General features: G+C 43.9%; 18 protein-coding genes and 2 riboswitches. Of the genes, 12 read left to right on the top strand and 6 right to left on the bottom strand.

What is annotated here, in order from left to right; genetic code table 11:
- Window positions 1–131: 131 nt before the first annotated feature.
- The 5 genes from KNO99_RS11365 (at window position 132) to KNO99_RS11345 (ending at window position 4,695) form a co-directional block, all read left to right on the top strand.
- Window positions 132–1,553, top strand: coding sequence for a PTS mannitol transporter subunit IIBC (locus KNO99_RS11365; protein ID WP_214697278.1), 1,422 nt, complete (start codon window positions 132–134; stop codon window positions 1,551–1,553).
- A gap of 47 nt (window positions 1,554–1,600) precedes the next feature.
- On the top strand, window positions 1,601–2,032 hold the full coding sequence (locus tag KNO99_RS11360; protein ID WP_214748595.1) for a PTS mannitol transporter subunit IIA: 432 nt from the start codon (window positions 1,601–1,603) through the stop codon (window positions 2,030–2,032).
- Window positions 2,033–3,181, top strand: a complete 1,149-nt coding sequence (locus KNO99_RS11355; RefSeq protein WP_214748592.1) for a mannitol-1-phosphate 5-dehydrogenase — start codon at window positions 2,033–2,035, stop codon at window positions 3,179–3,181.
- Between the two features lie 144 nt (window positions 3,182–3,325).
- Window positions 3,326–4,153 (top strand): CPBP family intramembrane glutamic endopeptidase, encoded by an 828-nt coding sequence (locus KNO99_RS11350; protein ID WP_214748589.1) that lies wholly within the window; start codon window positions 3,326–3,328, stop codon window positions 4,151–4,153.
- 20 nt (window positions 4,154–4,173) lie between these two features.
- Complete coding sequence (locus tag KNO99_RS11345) at window positions 4,174–4,695, top strand: GNAT family N-acetyltransferase (RefSeq protein ID WP_371743092.1); 522 nt, start codon at window positions 4,174–4,176, stop codon at window positions 4,693–4,695.
- A 33-nt stretch (window positions 4,696–4,728) separates the two neighbouring features.
- Here KNO99_RS11345 and KNO99_RS11340 read toward each other — a convergent pair whose 3' ends face one another.
- From KNO99_RS11340 to KNO99_RS11330, 3 genes are all read right to left on the bottom strand, one after another.
- Window positions 4,729–6,222 carry an N-acetylmuramoyl-L-alanine amidase family protein gene (locus tag KNO99_RS11340; RefSeq protein ID WP_251131050.1) on the bottom strand — a complete coding sequence of 498 codons (1,494 nt, stop codon included), beginning with the start codon at window positions 6,220–6,222 and terminating at the stop codon, window positions 4,729–4,731.
- A gap of 168 nt (window positions 6,223–6,390) precedes the next feature.
- The gene (locus tag KNO99_RS11335) at window positions 6,391–6,642 is read right to left on the bottom strand and encodes a hypothetical protein (protein ID WP_214748581.1); all 252 of its coding nucleotides are present in this window, start codon (window positions 6,640–6,642) and stop codon (window positions 6,391–6,393) included.
- A gap of 82 nt (window positions 6,643–6,724) precedes the next feature.
- Window positions 6,725–7,396 (bottom strand): hypothetical protein, encoded by a 672-nt coding sequence (locus KNO99_RS11330; protein ID WP_214748578.1) that lies wholly within the window; start codon window positions 7,394–7,396, stop codon window positions 6,725–6,727.
- 212 nt (window positions 7,397–7,608) lie between these two features.
- Here KNO99_RS11330 and KNO99_RS11325 point away from each other — a divergent pair, with 212 nt between their 5' ends.
- Window positions 7,609–8,901: a tetratricopeptide repeat protein gene (locus KNO99_RS11325; protein ID WP_371743091.1), complete on the top strand. Its 1,293-nt coding sequence runs from the start codon at window positions 7,609–7,611 to the stop codon at window positions 8,899–8,901.
- A gap of 44 nt (window positions 8,902–8,945) precedes the next feature.
- Here KNO99_RS11325 and KNO99_RS11320 read toward each other — a convergent pair whose 3' ends face one another.
- Both KNO99_RS11320 and KNO99_RS11315 read right to left on the bottom strand, forming a co-directional pair.
- Window positions 8,946–9,263 (bottom strand): hypothetical protein, encoded by a 318-nt coding sequence (locus KNO99_RS11320; RefSeq protein WP_214748576.1) that lies wholly within the window; start codon window positions 9,261–9,263, stop codon window positions 8,946–8,948.
- A gap of 195 nt (window positions 9,264–9,458) precedes the next feature.
- Window positions 9,459–11,300, bottom strand: a complete 1,842-nt coding sequence (locus tag KNO99_RS11315) for an ATP-binding protein (protein ID WP_214748573.1) — start codon at window positions 11,298–11,300, stop codon at window positions 9,459–9,461.
- Window positions 11,301–11,536: 236 nt separating this feature from the next.
- Between KNO99_RS11315 and KNO99_RS11310 the strand changes: the two genes are divergently transcribed.
- The 6 genes from KNO99_RS11310 (at window position 11,537) to KNO99_RS11285 (ending at window position 19,886) form a co-directional block, all read left to right on the top strand.
- The gene (locus tag KNO99_RS11310; protein ID WP_214748570.1) at window positions 11,537–12,142 is read left to right on the top strand and encodes a flavin reductase family protein; all 606 of its coding nucleotides are present in this window, start codon (window positions 11,537–11,539) and stop codon (window positions 12,140–12,142) included.
- Between the two features lie 171 nt (window positions 12,143–12,313).
- The gene (locus KNO99_RS11305) at window positions 12,314–13,264 is read left to right on the top strand and encodes an AAA family ATPase (protein WP_214697256.1); all 951 of its coding nucleotides are present in this window, start codon (window positions 12,314–12,316) and stop codon (window positions 13,262–13,264) included.
- Entirely contained in the window at window positions 13,261–14,331 is a 1,071-nt protein-coding gene (locus KNO99_RS11300) for a DUF58 domain-containing protein (RefSeq protein WP_214748567.1), read from the top strand. Before KNO99_RS11305 ends, KNO99_RS11300 begins: the two co-directional genes overlap by 4 nt.
- The gene (locus KNO99_RS11295; protein ID WP_214748564.1) at window positions 14,328–16,427 is read left to right on the top strand and encodes a transglutaminase domain-containing protein; all 2,100 of its coding nucleotides are present in this window, start codon (window positions 14,328–14,330) and stop codon (window positions 16,425–16,427) included. Before KNO99_RS11300 ends, KNO99_RS11295 begins: the two co-directional genes overlap by 4 nt.
- Window positions 16,428–16,468: 41 nt before the next feature.
- Window positions 16,469–16,569: riboswitch (purine riboswitch) on the top strand.
- 110 nt (window positions 16,570–16,679) lie between these two features.
- Window positions 16,680–18,203, top strand: a complete 1,524-nt coding sequence (gene guaA / locus KNO99_RS11290; RefSeq protein ID WP_251127027.1) for a glutamine-hydrolyzing GMP synthase — start codon at window positions 16,680–16,682, stop codon at window positions 18,201–18,203.
- A 134-nt stretch (window positions 18,204–18,337) separates the two neighbouring features.
- Window positions 18,338–18,439, top strand: a riboswitch (purine riboswitch).
- An 88-nt stretch (window positions 18,440–18,527) separates the two neighbouring features.
- A complete protein-coding gene (locus tag KNO99_RS11285; RefSeq protein ID WP_251125744.1) occupies window positions 18,528–19,886 on the top strand; it encodes an NCS2 family permease in 1,359 nt (452 codons plus the stop codon).
- 26 nt (window positions 19,887–19,912) lie between these two features.
- Here the strand turns inward: KNO99_RS11285 and KNO99_RS11280 are convergent, their stop codons facing one another.
- On the bottom strand, window positions 19,913–20,755 hold the full coding sequence (locus tag KNO99_RS11280) for a VanW family protein (protein ID WP_214748561.1): 843 nt from the start codon (window positions 20,753–20,755) through the stop codon (window positions 19,913–19,915).
- Window positions 20,756–21,105: the final 350 nt, after the last annotated feature.

Here is a 21,105-nt window from a genome sequence, read left to right as displayed (position 1 = left end):
TTGCCAAAGTGTGAACTGGATTGAATTGAGAAAGCGCTTACTCCAGGCATACAATACAGGTGTAGAGCACAAACCGGTTAGCTACACTACACATTCAACCTTTCACATTTTACAGACTGGAGGTTTTATACATGGCGAATACGCAAGCGAGCTCGGGCGGGGTCCGAGTCAAAGTACAACGGTTCGGTAGTTTCCTCAGTGGGATGGTCATGCCGAACATCGGTGCCTTCATTGCCTGGGGGATTATCACAGCACTCTTTATTCCGACAGGATGGTGGCCAAACGAAAACTTAGCAGAACTCGTTGGTCCAACAATCACATATCTCTTACCATTACTCATCGGTTTCACAGGTGGTAAATTACTTCATGACGTACGAGGCGGTGTCGTCGGGGCGCTCGCCACGATGGGGGTCATCGTCGGGACAGACATTCCGATGTTCCTCGGAGCGATGATCATGGGTCCACTCGGTGGTTACATCATCCGCCAAGTCGACCGTGCCCTTGAAGGCAAAGTCAAAGCAGGATTCGAAATGCTCGTCAACAACTTCTCGGTCGGGATCATTGGTGGACTTCTCATGCTTGGAGGATTCGAAATCTTCGGTCCAATCATGAGTGCCCTCGATAAAGTGATGGCCGCAGGTGTTGACTGGATCGTCGGCGCGAAATTACTTCCAGTGGCGAGCTTGTTCATTGAACCAGCAAAAGTTCTCTTCTTGAACAACGCCATTAACCACGGGATCTTGAGTCCACTTGGTGTCGATCAAGTGGCAGAGGCTGGTAAGTCTGTTCTCTTCTTACTTGAAGCGAACCCAGGGCCAGGTCTTGGATTACTTCTCGCATACATGTTCTTTGCCAAAGGTGCAGCGAAACGTACAGCACCTGGTGCAGCGATTATTCACTTCCTCGGTGGGATTCATGAGATTTACTTCCCATACGTGTTGATGAAGCCAATTTTGATTCTTGCGATGATCGCAGGGGGCGCAACAGGGATCTTCACATTCGTACTCTTTGATGTCGGTCTCGTCGCACCGGCTTCACCAGGTAGTATCTTCGCTATTCTCGCGATGGCATCACGCGGTTCATACCTCGGACTCGTGGCAGGGATTTTCTTATCGGCAGCGGTCACATTTGCTGTGGCGAGTGTCATCTTGAAATCGAGCGCAGCAGAGGAAGTATCACTTGAAGAAGCGACACAAAACGTGAGCGCGATGAAAGGCAAACAGTCTTATGCATCCGCTCTCGTGACAGATCGCCTTGATAAAGTCGATCACATCATCTTCGCATGTGATGCAGGAATGGGGTCAAGTGCGATGGGGGCCTCGGTTCTCCGGAACAAGGTCAATAAAGCCAACTTACCAATCAAAGTGACGAACACGTCCATCAGCAACTTGCCGAAAGATGCGCAGTTTGTCATTACGCATGAAGACTTAACAGAGCGTGCAGAAGCGCAAGCACCGAATGCGATTCATCGTTCGGTCACAAACTTCTTGAACGCCGATTACTATGATCAATTGGTAGAAGAAATTAAAGCAGAACGCAGCAAAATTTCTTGAACACAGAACAGATAGAGATACGGTTTAGCTATTAGGAGGAAATCAAAATGCCATTCATTCAAACAGAGATGATTCGACTTAACCAAACATTCGCAACGACAGAGGAAGCGATCACAGCAGCCGGGGCAGTCCTACAAGACGCCGGCTGTGTGACGCCGGAGTATGTAGAAGCGATGCATGAACGCCAAGCGATCGCAAACGTCTATATCGGAAATCACGTAGCCATTCCACACGGTACAGAAGCGGCGAAATCAGCGGTTCAGAAGACGGGAATCTCGTTCCTGCAAGTGCCGGACGGTGTCGACTTTGGTGGACAGACGGCTAAACTCGTCATCGGGATTGCGGGCGTGAATGATGAACATTTAGAGCTCCTTTCGCAAATCGCGATTCTCTGCTCGGACGAAGAAAACGTGGAGCGTCTTGTTCAGGCGAAGACGAAAGAAGAAATCTTGGCGCTCTTCATGGAAGAGGTGGCATAAATGAAAGCTGTTCATTTTGGAGCAGGAAACATCGGACGCGGATTTATCGGATTGTTGCTCAATCAAAGTGGTTATGAGGTGACGTTCGTCGACATTAACGACACGGTCATCGAAGCACTCGAAGCAAAACGTCACTATGAGGTCGGGTTCGCGGAAGACGGTGTCGATCGAATCGTCGTCGACCGAGTACGCGGGGTCAACAGTTTGAAAGAGCCAGCCCGTGTCGCGGCTTTGATCGCAGAAGCGGATCTCGTGACGACGGCTGTCGGACCATCGCTTCTTTCAAAAGTAGCGCCATTGATCAGTGAAGGTCTCCGTGCGCGTGAAGTTGAGGACGCGCCGGTCTATGTCATCGCATGTGAGAACATGATTGGTGGGAGTGCCATTCTTCGTCAAGAAGTAGAGGCATGTGGCGGTGTCGGGGAGGCAAACGTCTTCTTCCCGAATGCGGCAGTTGACCGTATCGTTCCCCTTCAACAGCATGCAGACCCACTTTACGTGGAAGTCGAAACGTTCCATGAGTGGGTCATTGAGACGCAAGGGCTGAACGAGCAACCACCGATTCAAGGTGTGACATGGGTCGAGGAAATCGGACCGTACATCGAACGCAAACTCTTCACGGTTAATACCGGGCACGCCATCGCCTCTTACATCGGTTCCTTGTTCGGGAAGGCGACGATTGACGAAGCGCTACAAGATCGCCGCGTGCGTCAAGTCGTTCAAGGCGCATTGTATGAAACGGGTTGGTTATTGCTTGAGAAATATGGCTTCGAGGCGAAAGAGCATAGCCAATACATCCAAAAAATCATTAAGCGTTTTGAGAATCCAAAATTGAAAGACGAAGTGTCACGGGTGGCACGTTCGCCGATTCGTAAACTCGGACCGAGCGACCGTCTCGTCAAACCAGCGCGTGAGTTGATGGATAACGGAATCGAGCCGAACGAACTCGCTTACGGGATTGCAGCAGCCCTTCATTACTACAACCCGGAGGATTCGGAATCGTCGGAGCTGAATCTGTCGATCGAGGAGCACGGGATCTCCTCAACGATTGAAAAATACCTTCAACTTCATGAAGGGGACACGTTGACCCAGTTGATTCTCGATCAATATCATTTGATTCGGGAAGAAGAGAAAGAACGCGTGTCATAAGGGAAGGGAAGGCGAGAGCACGTCTGTGAAAGCAGGTGTGCTCTTTTACTGTTGAAAGAAAATCTGAACAAATTGAGAAGAGTGACGGAGGATGGTATTTCCTCCTGCAATAACGGGTACTTATCAACAGGAAGGAGACTCGTTATGTATAAAACTTCAGAAATCATTCGATTTATTACAATCACGTTCGCTTATTCATGGATTGTCTGGGCGAGCCTTTATTGGTGGACTGATTTGCCGATTATGGCAATCATCATCATCGGAGCGTTTGGACCGAGTCTCTCCGGGATCTTAACGATGTATCGACTTCGGGGTGTGGCAGGAGTCAAGCATATCCTTCTAAAAAGTATTCAAGTGAAAATGAGTTGGAAAACGTATGCGGTCCCGTTCGGATTGATTCCATTCATATTCCTTGTCGCGTATTGGTGGACGGACCGGAGTGGTGCGTTAATCGCTCGTGAACCGTGGTGGATTGCCCCTTACTTTTTATATATGCTCTTTCTCGGAGGGACGCTACAAGAAGAATACGGATGGCGTGGTTATTTACTTGATGCGTTGCAGTCGAGACTGTCCCCACTAGTGGCAAGTTTAGTGCTAGGGGGAATTTGGGCGATTTGGCATACACCGCTCTTTCTTATGACTGGTACTGGTCAGGCAAATTTGCCGTTTTGGGCATATGGATTGTCTGTCATGGCTTATTCGATTCTGATTAGCTGGGTATACAATGGATCATCGCGCAATTTGTGGTCCGCCTTTCTCATGCACACGATGTTCAACGTCATGTTCGTGATGGTAGGCTTCCATGCAGAAGTAGGGTATCCCATCGGTTTGGTTCATTTGATGATCACGTTATGGACCGCGGCGATTTTAGTGTTATGGAAAACCTACGGGAAGCTGAATTACGAGCCGCTCGAAGAATTCATTCCTTCGTACCCGAGTGTTACGCAGCGGATTCGTGAGGGTAAAGAGTAAAACAAAAAAGAGAAAAGGAAGTGGACGTCTTGAACTTTCGCGCACTCGAACAATCAGACGTGAAATCCTTACAGCGCTTATTTATGGAGAGTTTGAGTGACTTGATTCGACGAGAGCGTTTTGAAGATGCCGATTTGCTCGATGAAGAAGTGGCACGCCTAAATACGACCATTCAGGACCACTTTGATGACGATCAAGTTCAACTGTATGTGGTTGAGCAGGAGGGAATCCTTATCGGAGCGGGGGCTTTGTTGCCTCCAAACGATATTATATCGGGCAACTTGGAAATAAAGCGTGGTGCCATCGAACTCGGGAGCGTCTATGTCCTTCCTCGTATGCAACGTCAAGGAGTCGGGCATTTTCTATTAGAGGAAATGAAACGAGAAATCCTTGCGAGAAAGCAACACGTCTTCTATTTGGACGCGGGCTTTCCTAGTGCACAGGCCTATTGGCGAAAACAATTGGGTGAACCTTTATTGACTCTTGACCATTACTGGGGTCCTGGTGCACCTCACATGATTTGGGAAGTGAACATAAAATAAGGAACTTAGCGGTGAATGCTAAGTTCCTTTTTGTTAGTAATATGAACGCATGAACTGATCAATACCAGATGCTGTGGCTTCCGCCATGAGCTGACGATAGGACGTGTTCGTTAAATACGAGCGGTCGCTAGAGTTGCTGATGAATCCGTATTCAACAAGTGTCGAAGGGGCAACATTTTTCCCAACAACGTACACGTTTTGATATTTCACACCGCGATTTTGAATCATTGTGATTTTTGAACCGAGTTCTTTATTAATTGTCGAGCCGAGAGTACGACTGGCTGAGATGTAAGGGTTCGTTGTGTAACTTTCTGAAGTTGGAACGAGTACTTCATGACCGTTTGCAGAACTGTACACCGAGGAGTTCGCATGGAGACTCACGAAAACGTCCGCTTTATATGACTTGCTCAATGAGACGCGTTCTGACAATGACAGATACGTATCCGTCGAACGAGTCAGTTTGACGTTATAATTGTATGTGCTCGTGAGTGTATTGGCGAGACGTTTGGCAATGTCTAACGCGATCACTTTCTCATACAATGAGCCGTAGACGGCACCCGGGTCATTTCCGCCATGACCGGCGTCGATCACAACTGTTTTCGTTGATGCAGAAGTTGTCGTTACCTTTACATATTCTGAGGATACATACCCTGTGACGCCCTTGTAAGTAACTTTATACCAAGATCCGTACGTTCCGAGGTAGTCAACCGTACTACCAGATGGGATAGTTAATAGAATCGTACTTGATGTCGAGGTACTTTGACGTAAGTTGAGGTTGGCTGTTGTCGAGTAAACACGTTCCACCTCTGTCGTGCTCGTTGGCGCAAGATATTGAGAAGATACATAACCTGTCATTCCGTTATAAGAAACTTTAAACCATGAGCCGTATGTACCGATATAGTTGACGACTTCTCCACTTGGAATTGTCGTCAAAATGGAACCTGACGTCGATGCACTGGTTCTTAAGTTTAGGTTCACCGTTGTTTTGTAGGTGATATTTGTTTCTGGAGTTTGTGTAGAGGTTTCGATCACCTTGACGTAGTCAGATGAGACGTAACCGATTGTTCCGTTGTAAGAAACTTTAAACCATGAGCCGGATGTACTCAGATAAATGATTTCTTTTCCGTTTGGAATGGTTGTTAAAATACTACTCGAAGTCGAGGCACTTTTACGTAAATTCAAGTTCGCTGTTGTCGTATAGGTTTTCACAGTCGTCGGTTTGTAAGTTTTTAAATATTGAGACGAGACGTAACCGACTGTACCGTTGTAAGAAACCTTATACCATGAACCGGACGTTCCGAGATACGTAACTGTTTTTCCAGAAGGGATGGTCAATAAAATAGTGCTTGACGTGGAAGCACTTTTTCTAAGGTTTAAATTTACCGTTGTCGTGTAATATGTAGCAGCTGCATCTACTGTATTAATTTTAAACGAGTTCGATTCAAAATCGATTGGTGTCACCGTGATTGCCGAGATCATGAGGGTTGAACTAACTAATAATTTGGCATTCCAAGAAGATTTCAACATATTCAAATAAATAACTCCTTTATATCTTTATGTAATCGAATCACTTATAAAATGACATGATGTCATTATTATATAAGTAAAAAAGAAAAAAATGGAGTTTAATATTTAATTTATTTATCTTTTTTTAAAAAACGTTACTAAAAAGATAAAAAAAGACGCCGAGGCGTCTTAAGTAATTCTAGGAAGTTCATCAACAAACGTTTGAATTGATGGAGTAGTTAAAGTAATACGTGGTAATTCATCAACGAAAGTTTGGGTAGGAGGATTGACTTTAGTGATGCGAGGTAATTCGTCAACAAATGTTTGGATGGGTGTTTCGATTTTAGTAATACGAGGGAGTTCATCAACTAATGGCTTCACAGAACTACTGAGTATTACGACTGCAGCTGCTATAAATACTATTCCTGCAACTTTTTTCATAAGATAAAACCTCCATTTTTTAGATAGATTTTAAATTTCAAGGGGTTCAATTTAGAATACCCTTCAACCACGATATCAAAAATTACTCCCCTGAATCTCCTAATAACTTATAAATATCATTGGTCTGCTTTTCAATATTCGACTCGAAAGATCCATTGTAATCTTCAGGAGAATTTTGAGGATGTAGTATTATTCTATCCCCTTCTAGAGATTGTACTGAAGATAAAATCGGAACTTGAGCTTTTTGACTAAGAATGCAACTACAGAATGGTATAAAATGATCCTTTAATTGTAGTGCTTCTTCGGGTCTCCATGTAGCAGATACTTCAGGTAATATATATATGATATGTCCTTCATCAAGAAGTGAGAGACACTTTTCAACAATAAAATGAGGATCATATTCTATACTAATGTATTGAAAGTCATGATGAAACTGATCATATACATTTTTTTTGCTTTTTTTCAAGATTGAAAGTGATAGTTCAGGTCCTAAAATATAGATGGTTTTATGTTGACTATTCTTCTTTAATGTCTCAGAAATCAACTTCGGTAACAGTTGATAATAATCAATTTGAAATGCATTAACGATAAAACCTTTATTTGAACAAATAAGTTTGGTTAAGTGTTCTAATCCTTCAAATTGTTTTCTATCATCTGATGAATAGGATGTGTTTACGATAGGTGCTTGCTTTGGTTTAAAATAAATCTTAGGCTTAATGTAGTCCTCAGCTAATAAATAACTTAATTTTCCCATACCATATTCACCTCTAACTATATTTAATATTGATAAGTCGTAAAGTCCTAGTTTTTTAATTTGGATTAGTTAAATTTTATCATGATAACCATGCCATTGGACTCAGTATCTGGTTGGGAAACTTATGAGTAATTAACGTGATTATTAGCTTATTTCATTAATATTTTCCTGGATTCTAAAGTAAGGAGCGCTGATTTAAGGATTATTGAGAGATGACTGAGAAGGGGCTATTACAAATAATGGAATATAACTATGGGAACTTAATTAAAGTTGAACGAATGAGGAAGAATATGAAGCAATCTGTTCTTGCCAGAGGTGTTTGTTCAGTCTCTTATTTGAGTAAAATTGAAAACAATCAAACTTCTGCGAGTGAAGAAGTTTTAGAGCTATTATTCAAACGTCTTGATATTGATGCGCCGCTTTATGTTGATTTAAGTGAACAGGTGCAAAAAATAAAAATAGACATGAGAGAACTACTGAAAGAAGCGATACTGACTCGGAACGATAGATTACTACTTCCTAAACTACTCAAGTATAAAGATAACCCAGTAGTAAACCAAACTAAAGAATTATATATTACTTTAATGATTACTTTAGCTAGATTTGGATTGATGCCAAATGGAAATCCTCAACATGTAATCGAATTAGGATGGTTAGAAAATCAATTTGATTTTGATAATACGCTCAGATATAAGTTGCTCAAATGTTTATACATTCATCATTTCCAAAGTGAAGAGCGAGAACATGCTCTGAAACTCTTGGAAGAAGTAGATGAAAGTTTACCTAACTCACATATACCTGACTGGGAAGTTGCTGATATGCGATATATCATGGGAGCTATATATATAAAATACAAAGACTATCTCCAAGTTATTGAACATACTCGTTTTGCGCTAAGTTACTTCCAAGATCACTTCTATATTGAAAGAATTGTTGAATGCCATCTTTTAATTGGAGTTGCTTATAAAAGAAGGAAAAGGTATTTAGATGCATTGTCACACTACGAAAAGGCATCTAAAATTGCTCAAAAAACTAGTTTAAAAGATTATAATGGAATGCTCTTCAATAACATGGGGGATATATATTTTTTAATAGGAGATCAGGAAAAGGCGCTAAAATACTTTCTCGAAAGTTTTGAGTATAAAGTAGATATACGAAGTAAATTGTACAGTGTGATGTCACTATTAGAAGTAAATTCTGAAAACCAAAATATTAAAGGTGTTATTGAATGGTTGAACATAGGTTATGAATTAATGGAGAAGATCAATAATTCCGAAGAGTTCACCCACCACTTCAATATATACAAGTACGAATTTGTAGAACCTGACAAGGGGAAATTGATTACAAGCTTAAAAGAGGCAGTACACTATTTTGAAACGCATGACGAAAATTATACAAATAAATATGCACTGTGGTTGGCTAGAGAACTAAGAGAAGATGGAAAATATAAGTTGGCAACAGAGTACTATGAGAAAACTGTAGCCATTATGTCACGATGGGAATAAAAAAAGACTCGAGATAAGTACATGTACTTAAATCGAGTTCTTTTTTATGGTGTCGTAAAATAGTGCACAGTCCAGACTTGCTCTTGAATTAGGCGTTCATCTTCTATATGACCGTTCAGGACTTGCTGCAATAAATGAATCAAGTGTTTTTGAAGATTCCCATCGTGTGAGCCGCTGTGCAAAATTTCTTCTTCGCTCGCTATGATGTAAAATCCCCCAAGCCGTAATGGAATATGTTTTCGAATCAAAGAAGCGGCGGCCTGAAACTTTGCTTGTTCGCCTATTTGAGGAACGTCAATCTCAAAACGTCCCCATTGATTAAAATCTCCAATTTCTGAAAAGGGTGGGTCACGATGATCCAATGGCAAGACCTCCGATCCAAGTATCTCTTTATATTCAGTATATCTTGTTTTCAGTTTAATACGTGCAAAAATAAATGAATAGGTATATTCCCTTCATTCCGAATAAATCGCTCTCGTTCCTTTCTATATTTTGTAAACTGAATCCTGCTGATTCTGTTAAAAAGAGTCAAAAATAACACGGTCGGATTGACCGTGTTATTGCATGATGTGTTCTTTTGAAGTTGGTAACTCACAGATGAAGGTACTTCCTTCTCCGTAGACCGACTCCACGTGAAGTTGACCATCGTGTGCTTTAGCGATTTCTTTACAGATTGCGAGCCCGAGCCCAGTACCGCCAATTTTACGACGATCTGAGTTGTCGACACGATAAAACTTTCCAAAGAGATGAGGGAGAGAGGCGCTTGGAATACCCATTCCGTGATCTCGCACCTTCATCACGACTTGTTCGTCTACTCGTTCGAGTGACACGAGGATGTTCCCCCCGTCTGGTGAGTACTTGATGGCGTTACTTAATAAATTGCCGAGTAACTGACGCATTCCTTCTAAGTCTGCATCGATTATAAAATTCTCTTCAGCATCGGCATCGATAAACAATTCATGTTGATCAGTCGTTTCTTGATAAAACGTCACACTGTCTGTGGCGAGTTTATACAAATCGACCGGTTCCCATTCAAACGTTTGTTTCCCAGACTCCATTTTTTGGAGGTCCAAGAAATCATTAACGAGATAAGATAATCGTTTCGCCTCATCATGAATCGTTTTTAAATAAAGTTCTCGTCGATTTTCTTTCAAATCACGTGACAACATGAGCTCCGTAAAGCCATAGATTGAAGAAAGGGGCGTTCGCAACTCGTGTGATACGGTCGAAACGAGCTCCGACTTCATTCGATCTACCTCGGTCTCAGCAGTGACGTCACGTAGCACAAGCATCGTTCCACGAAGTCGACGATCGCGATAGACGCTTTCGGCATAAAGCTGAATGAAACAATCACCTTGATCGATTGAAATTGTAAGTCCGTCTTCGGGCGTATCTTGTGAAAAGACGCGTTCGAAGTAACGAACGAATTGTTCGTGCTGATCTACACGTTCTGCGAGTTGCTCGATATCGATATCAATTGCTGACAACTCTTCATACCCTTTATAGTCGAAGTGAAGGTCATCAAACATGCGAATAAACGCGCGGTTTCCAACGATAGTATCGTCTTCATAGTTCACGTATAAAATGGCTTCGCGTACGGAATTGATCAATTGAGCTGTTTCTTTTCGATCTTGTTGCATCTGACGATAAAGTTGCATCCGAAGCAGTGAAATGGCGAGCTGACTAGCGAACGCATTCAGTTCAGATTTTTCACTTGCGTCATAGTGTTCATCGTAACGGGCCAAATATAGGCAACCAATCAGACTGTTATCTGACGGGTCCATAATTGGGATAACCGTTTCATAAATATAATACGGATACGTGTGCAAGGTATCGACGACCCGCTTTGAAGTAGCTGCAGGCGACTTTGAAATCATGACACGTTTAAGAAGCAGTGATTCCTTTTTGAGACTCTCTTGTTGGTCTTCCGTCATTTCTTTTGGTACGACAGACGTGATTTCTCCGTCTTTAGTGAGTAACAAAGCGCCGAATTCAGACTTCGTGAGTAATACGATTTTTTCGATGACAGAAGAATAATCAAATAAAGATTCTTTCGACGCCAATACTTCAATCAATTCATTGCGGTATTGAAGATTCATTTCGTTCAACTTTGACTCTTTAATCACGTTTTCGAGTTTTTCTTTTTTCATTTTAAGTCTACTGTTTTGATCGGTCATTCGTTTGATGAGCGGACGCCCGATCAAAAGAATAGCGCTAATGAACATGACGAGTCCCATCATCCAAATCCACCGAAGGGCGGTAAGTTCGAGAGTAGACACATTTCCATCTCGAACAAACCAGGCTCCAATGGCAGTTAAAATGAGACTAAATCCGCATACGCTATATAAAATACTGAGTATTTGACGACTGTTTAGTTGTTCAATCCACTTGCTAATCATTCGTTCTACTTCCTTCCTTGAACATAAAAAACGATAGGCCATCTTTTCCTTGCCCTGCATTTTATGAAAAAGGGAAAGGAAATTGAATTAATTTGCTTGCGTGATGTGCATATCTAGCACATAAAGCGATTTACCCGAAATGATTGAAATATACACGTCCCAACCTTCTAGTCGTTGACAAGATCATCAATAATTATTATCTTGAATTTAAGATAAAAAATGAGGAGCGTGACTAAATGTTATCCATTGAACCATCCGCTTTAACTGAGCGGGACACGTATAAGTTTTTGATTGGCAGTATTGTACCGCGACCAATCGCCTTTGTAACGACACGTAATGGAGACGTGATCAACGCTGCTCCATTCAGTTATTTCAACGTAGTCGCTTCCAATCCGCCTCTCGTTTCCGTTTCTATTCAACGAAAAAATGGCGTGATGAAAGATACAGCACGAAACGCAATCACAACTAAAGAACTTGTCATCCATGTTGTTGACGAAACAAACGTCCTCGATGTGAACGAGACAGCTGCGAATCTTGACGCTGATGAGAGTGAGCTGTCACGTACAACGTTCACAATTCAACCGAGCGAAGTGATTACGACTCCAGGAATCAAAGAAGCAAAAATTCGATTTGAATGTGTCTTACATCAACATGTACCAATCGAACATGAAGGACAAACGACAGCAGACTTGTTGATTGCAAGGGTTGTCCGCTTTCACATTGAGCGAGAAATATATGAACATGGACGAATCGATGCGAGACAGTTGGCGCCGGTCAGCCGCATGGCCGGGAATAGTTATGCAACACTCGGTGAACTTTTTGATGTGAAGCGTCCTGAATAATCCACAAACGTGCCCGTTTTTCTAAAGAACGAGCACGTTTTTTGGGTAAAGGAATAAGGAGCGTATTTGCATGTAGTATTTCTTTCATTCCGATATGCTCTTATGTCACAATAAAGTCAGAACATTCTAACTTCAAGTCATCCTAGATTCAGAGAAAAAGGGGAATCCGTCATGTATCGTCCAACTGTCCAATCGATTATAACTGCCATTGAAACTGTGATTGTCGGAAAAGAAGAAGTCATCGCCAAGAGTCTGACTGCCTTGTTAGCAGGAGGGCACGTTCTTCTAGAAGATGTACCGGGCGTCGGGAAAACGATGCTCGTTCGTACGTTTAGCCGGGCAATCGACTTAGATTTTAAGCGAATTCAATTCACGCCAGACATGTTGCCGTCCGACTTGACGGGGATCTCAATGTACAACCAAAAAACGAGAGAGTTCGAATATCGTCCGGGACCGCTCATGGGCAATATTATCTTAGCGGATGAAATTAACCGAACTTCACCAAAAACGCAGTCCGCTCTTCTCGAGGCAATGGCCGAGCGGAGTGTCACGGTAGACGGTGAGTTGAAAGTGTTACCTTCACCATTTTTCGTCATGGCGACACAAAACCCGATTGAGCATGAAGGGACGTATCCATTACCGGAAGCACAGTTGGACCGCTTCTTACTCAAAATCGAGATGGGTTATCCGACATTTAATGAAGAAATCGCACTCTTAAGTCGTTTTGAGAAGGAAGAGCCGCTTGAGGCGCTTCATAGTGTCATTACAAAACAAGAAGTAGAACTCATGCAACGTGAAGTGAGAGAGGTCCATGTATCGAGTGCGGTCAAACAATACATCGTACGATTGGTACATGAGTCACGGAAGGATCCCCATACGTATTTAGGAGGCAGTCCACGAGCTACGCTTGCGTTGATGAAAGCGGCGCAGGCATGGGCTTATATTCATAATCGTGACTTCGTTTTACCAGATGACGTCAAGGCGATGGCGGCGAGTGTACTCGGACATCGTATCTTGTTAACGGCTGAAGCGCGATATAAAGGAAAAACACCAAATCAATTGATTCAAGGTTGGCTTGATACGTTGCCTGTCCCGATGGATCGTGAGGTCAACGAGGTATGAAAAACTGGATGAAGCTGTTCGTTGTATGGGCGGCGGCATTCGGGTTGTACGCATTTGCCCGTATCGAAGGGAGTATCGTTGCTTCGACATTATGGTGGTCGTTCGTGGTGTTGACGGTTTATTGGACGCTCTTTATGATTTATCCGGTCACTGCGGCAAATGTGTCACGACGAGTCACGACGAAACGTCTCGTCTCGGGTCAATCAATGGACATCGAGTTACGAATCGAACGAAAATATCCTTTTTTGATTGGAATGGTGACGTTAGAAGAACGATTGCCACAACGATTGATTGATGAAGACAGGACAATCATCGTACCGGTAGACCGTTTCTTTCGACGCGCCGAAGAGGTCCATTACGAGGTCAATGCGATTAAGCGGGGGATTCATGTCTTTGACCGAACGGTTCTTCACGTGCGTGATGTGTTCGGTTTATTCGATCGGAAGCGGACGTTGCGAATCGAAACGGTTGTAGAAGTGTCACCTGCTGAACTTCCGTTCGATCTTCCACGGGATGAGCATGTCGGAGGACGCGGCGAACAGTATCGTCAAATGCGTACTTATACGGAAGTGGCCAATACGACGAGCGGTGTCCGTGAATACGCGGCAGGGGACCGAATTGGTCGGATTGACTGGAAAGCATCCGCTCGACGTGGGAACTTGATGACAAAAACATTTGACCAAGAGCAAGAAAAGAAACTTTCGCTCGTATTCGTACCGGCAGTCTCTGCCGGGTATGAGGAAGCGTTTGAACGTTCGTTGTCCTTGCTCGTTGGGGCGATTCGTCAGTTAGAACGAAAAAACTTACCATTTGAGTTATACGTGATTGAAGAACAAGTGCGCTTGTTCCATCTTCCGGATCAAAGTGCAGAGGTCGGTCATTACCTGCTCACCGCAACACCAGAAGCGGAGGGGCGTCTTGTCGAGCGGGTGAAACAGAACCTGCCTCAACAAACGGGGGATTTGATTTTGATCAGTCCGTTTGAAACGACTTCGATTCGTGAGCTTATGCATGAGACGCAAGGCAGTTATCACTTATACACAGCTGTAAATGAGGTGACGGGATGAAGACGTGGATCACACGGATTGTATATACAGTGCTCGCCGCCTACTTATTGTCTTTTTGGATTGAGCCGATTGTTGGAAGTACAACGTTCGATGTAAGTTGGCCGTTTTATTTCCTTCTGATCGTCCCAATGTTCGTCAGTCTTCTCCCATGGAGTGCATTTCTTGGAATCTCCCTTCTCAATTTCCTAGTTGTGTTATACGTCTATCACGGAAGTATTTTCGACTGGTTTGGCATATGGATGGAAGATTTTATGGGCGTCATAAGCGGTGAGTTACCAAACGAGGCGATTTTCTTCTCTGCAATGGCGCTCATCGGTCTACTATTTGCCATCCTTGTTGGACGAACATACCCGAGTTACGGATTCGCACTTGGGATGATTGTTTCAACGCTCGGTGTCATGGCTTATTTCGATACGTGGACACTGTATGACGGAGAAGGGAATATCCTTTATGCGATCGTCACCTCACTTCTATTACTATTTGTCACGGATTTAGCGAAGCGTCCAAGTCAATCGCTCGTACGATTCGTCAGTATCGGTTTGCTTCTCAGTGTCGTCGTTGCGCTTGCGAGTGCCTCCCCGACATTAGAAGGAGATTGGTCCGACCGAATTACGACGAGTTTCCGAAATGCGACAACAGAAGGTGACGGGAACGGACCTGGTCGGGTCGGATATGGTGTGAACGATGAGGCGCTAGGTGGTCCGTTTGAACAGGATGACGGCATTGTCTTTATTGCGCGAGGTGTCCCGGCTCGTTATTGGCGAATTGAATCAAAAGCCATTTACACAGGGAAAGGTTGGATTGAGGCACCTGTTTTAGATTCTAACTATAATCGTGGGCAATTGGTCGACTCTGAAGTAGATACAACCCCGGAGCAGGCGCTTTTGCGTTTTGATCGTCGTCAAACATTCGTTCCGTATGGGGGAGAGTATCCTCAAGCGACGGAAACAGAGTCAGGCACTGAATTTCGGGTCGGAGATATCGAACAAGCTTTTCCGAACGAGACCATCACAATCCAACCGTCCGGAAAAATTGTGTTTGAAAACGAAAATCAAGCGACACCGCGGACGATTCAACTTCGCTATAGTGTTCCGGCTTTCTCAGAAGAGCAACTTGCCTTAAATGAAGAGGTAACATCCCTGACAGAAGAGGAAGAACGGGTCTATTTACAACTACCGGATTCCTTACCGGATCGTGTACGTGACTTGGCTACGGAGATTACCGCTGAAAGTGAAACTCCAAATGAGAAAGCAGAAGCGGTAGAAGCGTATTTCCGAAACGGAGAATTTCAATACGATACGGAAAATGTCGCGCAACCAGAAGGGGAAACCGATTATGTAGACCAATTCTTGTTCGACACGCAGATTGGATATTGTGATAACTTCTCTACGTCAGCAGCCGTCTTATTACGTGCGAATGGAATCCCGACACGTTGGGTAAAAGGATTTACAATGGGTGATACGCGAGGAGTTGTTCAAGGTGAGGAAGAGCATACGATTCGTAACCGACACGCCCATTCATGGGTCGAGTATTTTATCGAAGGAGCAGGTTGGGTCCCGTTAGAGGCGACGATCAGCTTCTCAGATGCGAACTTACTACAGATGGAACGAGAAACGAATACAGATGATACGACACCGGCAACGAATGATCCGCAGGCGACGCAAGACAACAACGCACAAAATCGTCCACAAGAAGATTTGTTGATCGATGATGTCACAACAGGTGATGCACAAGAAGAGTCTCGCAGTATCCCTGTATGGGGGTGGATTGTCATTCTTTTCCTTGTGACCGTTGTCATTTGGAACCGGAAAATCATTGAGCGGCAAATCATGTACGTCTGGTGGATGAGCCGTCCGCTCACAGACGGTAGTCTCGTATCGATGCATCGCTATTTAGTGAAGCGACTTCGCGCGAACGGATTTAAAGTCGAAGGGCGTACGCCGTCGGAGCTTGCCAAAGAAGTCGATGCCTATTACGAAACGAACGACATGACGCGCTTGACGGCCTTGTTCGAGCAAGCAGTTTACGCCGAACAAGAACCGAATTCAAAATATAAAGAATATTGGAAAATCATGATTCGTAGAATTATGAGTTGAAGTGACGGGATGCATCAAGTAAGATAGACGCATTAGTTAGATAATTGAACATGGCATTCCTTCGTATATACTCGTGAATTGGCGCGAGAGTCTCTACCGGACCACCGTAAATGGACCGACTATGAAGGAGCACGTTTCGCATACAAAGAAAAGGGCGTGCTTCTTCTTCGGTTTGGATAATCTGGGGAGAGGCTCGTCCTTTTTTTGAGGAGAAGGCAGAAAGGTGGAGATTTCGTGAAAGTAGAACAAGAAATGATTTTGGTGCTCGATTTTGGTGGACAGTATAACCAGTTGATCACGCGTCGTGTCCGTGACCTTGGCGTATACAGTGAGTTGCATTCACATAAAATGACTGCAGCGGAGATTCGCGAATTGAACCCGGTCGGCATCATCTTCTCTGGTGGACCGAACAGCGTATACGCAGAAGGTGCATATCGTTGTGACCCGGAAATTTTCGAATTAGGTATTCCAATCTTCGGAATCTGTTACGGCATGCAGCTCATGACGCATCATTTCGGTGGTCGTGTCGAACGTGCTGCACACCGTGAGTATGGAAAAGCGACATTGTTCTCAACGCCGGAAGCATCAGCCATCTATAATGGACTTCCTGTTGAACATACAGTTTGGATGAGCCACGGCGACCTCGTCATGGAAGCACCTGAAGGATTCATCGTTGACGGAACGAACCCATCTTGCCCGGTCGCTTCGATTAAAAACGATGAGTTGAAAATGTATGGTGTTCAATATCACCCAGAGGTTCGTCACTCGGAGTATGGGAACGACATCTTGAAAAACTTCATCTATGAAGTGTGTGGTGCTAAAGGTGAATGGTCAATGGAAAACTTTATTGACCTCGAAGTCGAAAAGATTCGTGAAATCGTCGGCGACAAGCAAGTACTTTGTGCCCTTTCAGGTGGCGTCGACTCTTCTGTCGTTGCGGCACTCGTGCATCGCGCAATCGGTGATCAATTGACATGTATGTTCGTCGACCACGGTCTCCTTCGTAAAGGAGAAGCAGATAGCGTCATGAAGACGTTCGCTGACGGGTTTAACATGAAGGTCATTAAAATCGATGCGCAGGAACGTTTCTTGACGAAGTTGGCTGGTGTGTCGGATCCTGAACAAAAACGTAAGATTATCGGAAACGAGTTCATCTATGTATTCGACGAAGAAGCATCGAAACTTGTCGATATGGACTTCCTCGCACAAGGAACGCTCTATACAGACATTATCGAGAGTGGGACAGATACAGCGCAAACGATCAAATCACACCATAATGTCGGTGGATTGCCAGAAGACATGAACTTCACACTGATCGAGCCACTCAACACGCTCTTTAAAGATGAAGTCCGTGCGCTCGGTACTGAGCTCGGTCTTCCTGACTATATCGTGTGGCGCCAGCCATTCCCAGGCCCGGGCCTAGGAATTCGTGTACTTGGTGAAATCACGGAAGAGAAACTCGAAATTGTCCGTGAATCAGATGCAATTTTGCGCGAAGAAGTGAAGAAGGCAGGTCTTGAACGAGATATCTGGCAATACTTCACGGTTCTCACACCGATTCGCTCAGTTGGAGTTATGGGTGACGAGCGTACGTACGACTATGCAGTCGGCGTCCGTGCCGTTACATCAATTGATGGGATGACGTCTGATTGGGCGCGCATTCCATGGGATGTACTTGAGAAAATTTCTGTCCGTATCGTCAATGAAGTCAGCCACGTCAACCGTGTGCTGTATGACATTACGTCTAAGCCACCTGCAACAATCGAATGGGAATAAGCTAAACAGAGGGCTCACACCCTCTGTTTTGTCTTAAAACCGAACATTACCGTTTTTTTTAGATGTAAAATCCGTGAATTTAGTTGACATTCTATTTTCACGCTGATACGATAAGAACGTTCTTATTATAACCGAACAATTATAAAATATTTTGCCGTATAATGTCGGGGATATGGCCCGAGAGTCTCTACGAAATCACCTTAAATGATTTCACTACGGCGAGACATAGATGAGGGTGTATGCCCTCGTATGTTTCGCGTGGGGTCCTCGGTCATTTGCCGGGGGCCTTTTCTCGTTTTACGGCGAGTACAAGGAGGAAAACAAATGAGCACACAGCTCAAGCAAGAACAGCAACAACCTACAACGAGTCGGATTGATCGTTACTTCCAACTCACAGCACTTGGAACGAGTGTCCGCACTGAATTGATTGCAGGATTCACAACGTTCCTCGCAATGGCGTACATCCTTTTCGTGAACCCAAACGTTCTCGGGGCAGCGGGGATGGATACAGGCGCGGTCTTCGTCGCAACTGGACTTGTTGCAGTAGTCGGTTCATTGACAATGGGACTTTTAGCGAACTATCCGATTGCGATTGCGCCGGGCATGGGCCTCAACGCGTTCTTCGCATATAGCGTTGTTATCGGAATGGGCGTACCGTGGCAAACGGCTTTGTCGGGTGTACTCGTATCGGGTCTCTTCTTCATCGTATTGACGCTTTCGGGTATTCGCGAAACAATTGTTAACGCGATTCCAGCGCCACTTAAAATGGCGGTCGCAGCAGGGATTGGTTTCTTTATCGCTTTCATCGGATTGAAAAACGCAGGAATTGTCGTAGCGAACGAAGCGACACTCGTAAGTCTCGGTTCACTTGGAACGGGAACGACACTTCTTGCTGTATTCGGACTTGTTGTCAGTGCCTTGCTCATGGCGCGTGATGTAAAAGGTGGAATCTTCATCGGGATGTTGTTGACGGCAATCGTTGGTATGATCTTCGGTCTAGTTCCGACACCGACGGCAATCTCTGATGTTGTGTCAATGCCACCGAGCATGTCATCAACGTTCGGTCAAGCGTTCATCAACTTCAGTGACGTGTTCACGCTCCAAATGCTGATTGTCATCTTAACGTTCTTCTTCATCGATTTCTTTGATACGGCTGGTACGCTCGTTGCCGTGGCGCGTCAAGCAGGAATCATGAAAGAAAACAAAGTACCGCGCGCAAGTAAGGCGTTAATGGCTGATTCGACAGCAACGGTAGCGGGTGCGATCTTCGGAACATCTACAGCGACTTCATATGTTGAATCGTCAGCTGGTGTTGCTGCAGGTGGACGTACAGGTTTGACGGCGGTGTTCGCAGGATTGTTCTTCGGTTTGGCATTGTTCTTCTCACCTCTCTTGGCGGTTGTAACAGCGCCGGTTACGGCTCCTGCATTAATCATTGTCGGTGTGCTCATGGCTTCGGCTCTTCTTGATATCGATTGGAAGAAAATTGAAATTGCCGTACCAGCTTTCTTGACGATCATTATGATGCCTTTGACATCTTCAATCGCAACAGGAATTGGGCTTGGGTTCATCCTTTACCCACTCATGATGATTGCGAAAGGAAAGACAAAAGAAATTCATCCAATCATGTATGGGATGTTAATCATCTTCTTGGCATACTTCATGTTCTTACCACACGCATAAGTTCATTTGAAAAGCCGGCTCTTCTATTAAGAGTCGGCTTTTTTGTATGCAGTATTTTCGGGTAGGAAAGGGTCATACATCGTGATGGCATGATTTTCTGTAATGAATTCATTTCGAAGATGAGTGCCATTCATTGAAGTGACCTCTCTGAAAATCTGATTATGTCGTATCGTCCCTCCCCACCATTCACGTGTGAAATGATGGTTTTCTTCATATATACGATACTGCTCTTTATTCGGGATGGTAGAGCGCCATTCACCTACGAGATAATCTCCCTCTATATATAGAAGGAGTTGATACGTTTGTGCGGTTTGATTTGTAATTTGTAGATCAAGATAATTGTAAGAGCATGTAGCGCCACTTCCGAATGGTTGGTCTCTTCGATAATCAGGAAACACGTCATAGCTATGACGATAGCGTTCAGTTACGGTCAATGGGCTATGAAGTGTAATCCAATAAATGAGGTTAGATAGTTGGCATAAGCCACCGCCGATTCCTGAGGTGACCTTTCCGTAATGCAGGATCATGCCATCGACATACCCTTTTCGTTTAGTAGGCTTTCCGATCATCTTCCAATAAGAAAAGACGTCGTTCGGTGTTAGGATGGCTCCGTTTAGGTTTGCGATTGCGATCTTTAGATTCGTGACTTTATTATGTTGAACTTCCATGTCTACATCTCGTAGCTGTCGATAGAGGGGAGTTCGGTGTGTAAAAATGAGATAAGGCATCGGTTCAATGTTTTGTTTCGAGACGTATTGTCGTTTGTCGGTCATCCATTCGAATCGTCGTTTCATTGTGTATACTTGTGTGCCGGACCAGATTCTAAATGGTGAACGCTTTTTTGGTTTTTGTAAATCGTGTTGGATCATGAATGTGACTCCTTATCGGTTGATAGTCGTTATTAGATATAAGTGTATTCTTTAAAGTGATCTGTTCTTCCTTTTAGAAGTTGAGATTCAAACTTTATGAAGATACGAAAAAAATCAAAAGTTTTTTTAGAATAATGCTTGCAAGATTAAAAAGCAGGTGATATAGTTATGTCTGTTGCCAGCGACAAACGTTGAACAAACAAAAAAGTTGTTGACATCAAAAAGAATTAAATGTTATTATCACTTAGTCGCCAAGAGCGGCAGACGAACTTTGAAAACTGAACGATGAGGCAAAAATAAGTTTTACAATTTTTTGAATGAAGCGCAAGCTTCGTCAATTTAAGAGCTAT

It is taken from the genome of Exiguobacterium sp. s189 (assembly GCF_018617615.1).
GTDB lineage: Bacteria > Bacillota > Bacilli > Exiguobacteriales > Exiguobacteriaceae > Exiguobacterium > Exiguobacterium aestuarii_A.
Note: the sequence above shows the minus strand (reverse complement) of the source record. Positions and strands in the feature narration are given on the sequence as shown.

Excerpts from the sequence above, each read along its gene's own strand:
- KNO99_RS11365 (WP_214697278.1), top strand. The coding sequence starts at position 132 with ATGGCGAATACGCAAGCGAGCTCGGGCGGGGTCCGAGTCAAAGTACAA.
- KNO99_RS11360 (WP_214748595.1), top strand. The coding sequence starts at position 1,601 with ATGCCATTCATTCAAACAGAGATGATTCGACTTAACCAAACATTCGCA.
- KNO99_RS11355 (WP_214748592.1), top strand. The coding sequence starts at position 2,033 with ATGAAAGCTGTTCATTTTGGAGCAGGAAACATCGGACGCGGATTTATC.
- KNO99_RS11350 (WP_214748589.1), top strand. The coding sequence starts at position 3,326 with ATGTATAAAACTTCAGAAATCATTCGATTTATTACAATCACGTTCGCT.
- KNO99_RS11340 (WP_251131050.1), bottom strand. The coding sequence starts at position 6,222 with ATGTTGAAATCTTCTTGGAATGCCAAATTATTAGTTAGTTCAACCCTC.
- KNO99_RS11335 (WP_214748581.1), bottom strand. The coding sequence starts at position 6,642 with ATGAAAAAAGTTGCAGGAATAGTATTTATAGCAGCTGCAGTCGTAATA.
- KNO99_RS11330 (WP_214748578.1), bottom strand. The coding sequence starts at position 7,396 with ATGGGAAAATTAAGTTATTTATTAGCTGAGGACTACATTAAGCCTAAG.
- KNO99_RS11325 (WP_371743091.1), top strand. The coding sequence starts at position 7,609 with ATGACTGAGAAGGGGCTATTACAAATAATGGAATATAACTATGGGAAC.
- KNO99_RS11315 (WP_214748573.1), bottom strand. The coding sequence starts at position 11,300 with ATGATTAGCAAGTGGATTGAACAACTAAACAGTCGTCAAATACTCAGT.
- KNO99_RS11310 (WP_214748570.1), top strand. The coding sequence starts at position 11,537 with ATGTTATCCATTGAACCATCCGCTTTAACTGAGCGGGACACGTATAAG.
- KNO99_RS11305 (WP_214697256.1), top strand. The coding sequence starts at position 12,314 with ATGTATCGTCCAACTGTCCAATCGATTATAACTGCCATTGAAACTGTG.
- KNO99_RS11300 (WP_214748567.1), top strand. The coding sequence starts at position 13,261 with ATGAAAAACTGGATGAAGCTGTTCGTTGTATGGGCGGCGGCATTCGGG.
- KNO99_RS11295 (WP_214748564.1), top strand. The coding sequence starts at position 14,328 with ATGAAGACGTGGATCACACGGATTGTATATACAGTGCTCGCCGCCTAC.
- guaA (WP_251127027.1), top strand. The coding sequence starts at position 16,680 with ATGATTTTGGTGCTCGATTTTGGTGGACAGTATAACCAGTTGATCACG.
- KNO99_RS11285 (WP_251125744.1), top strand. The coding sequence starts at position 18,528 with ATGAGCACACAGCTCAAGCAAGAACAGCAACAACCTACAACGAGTCGG.
- KNO99_RS11280 (WP_214748561.1), bottom strand. The coding sequence starts at position 20,755 with ATGATCCAACACGATTTACAAAAACCAAAAAAGCGTTCACCATTTAGA.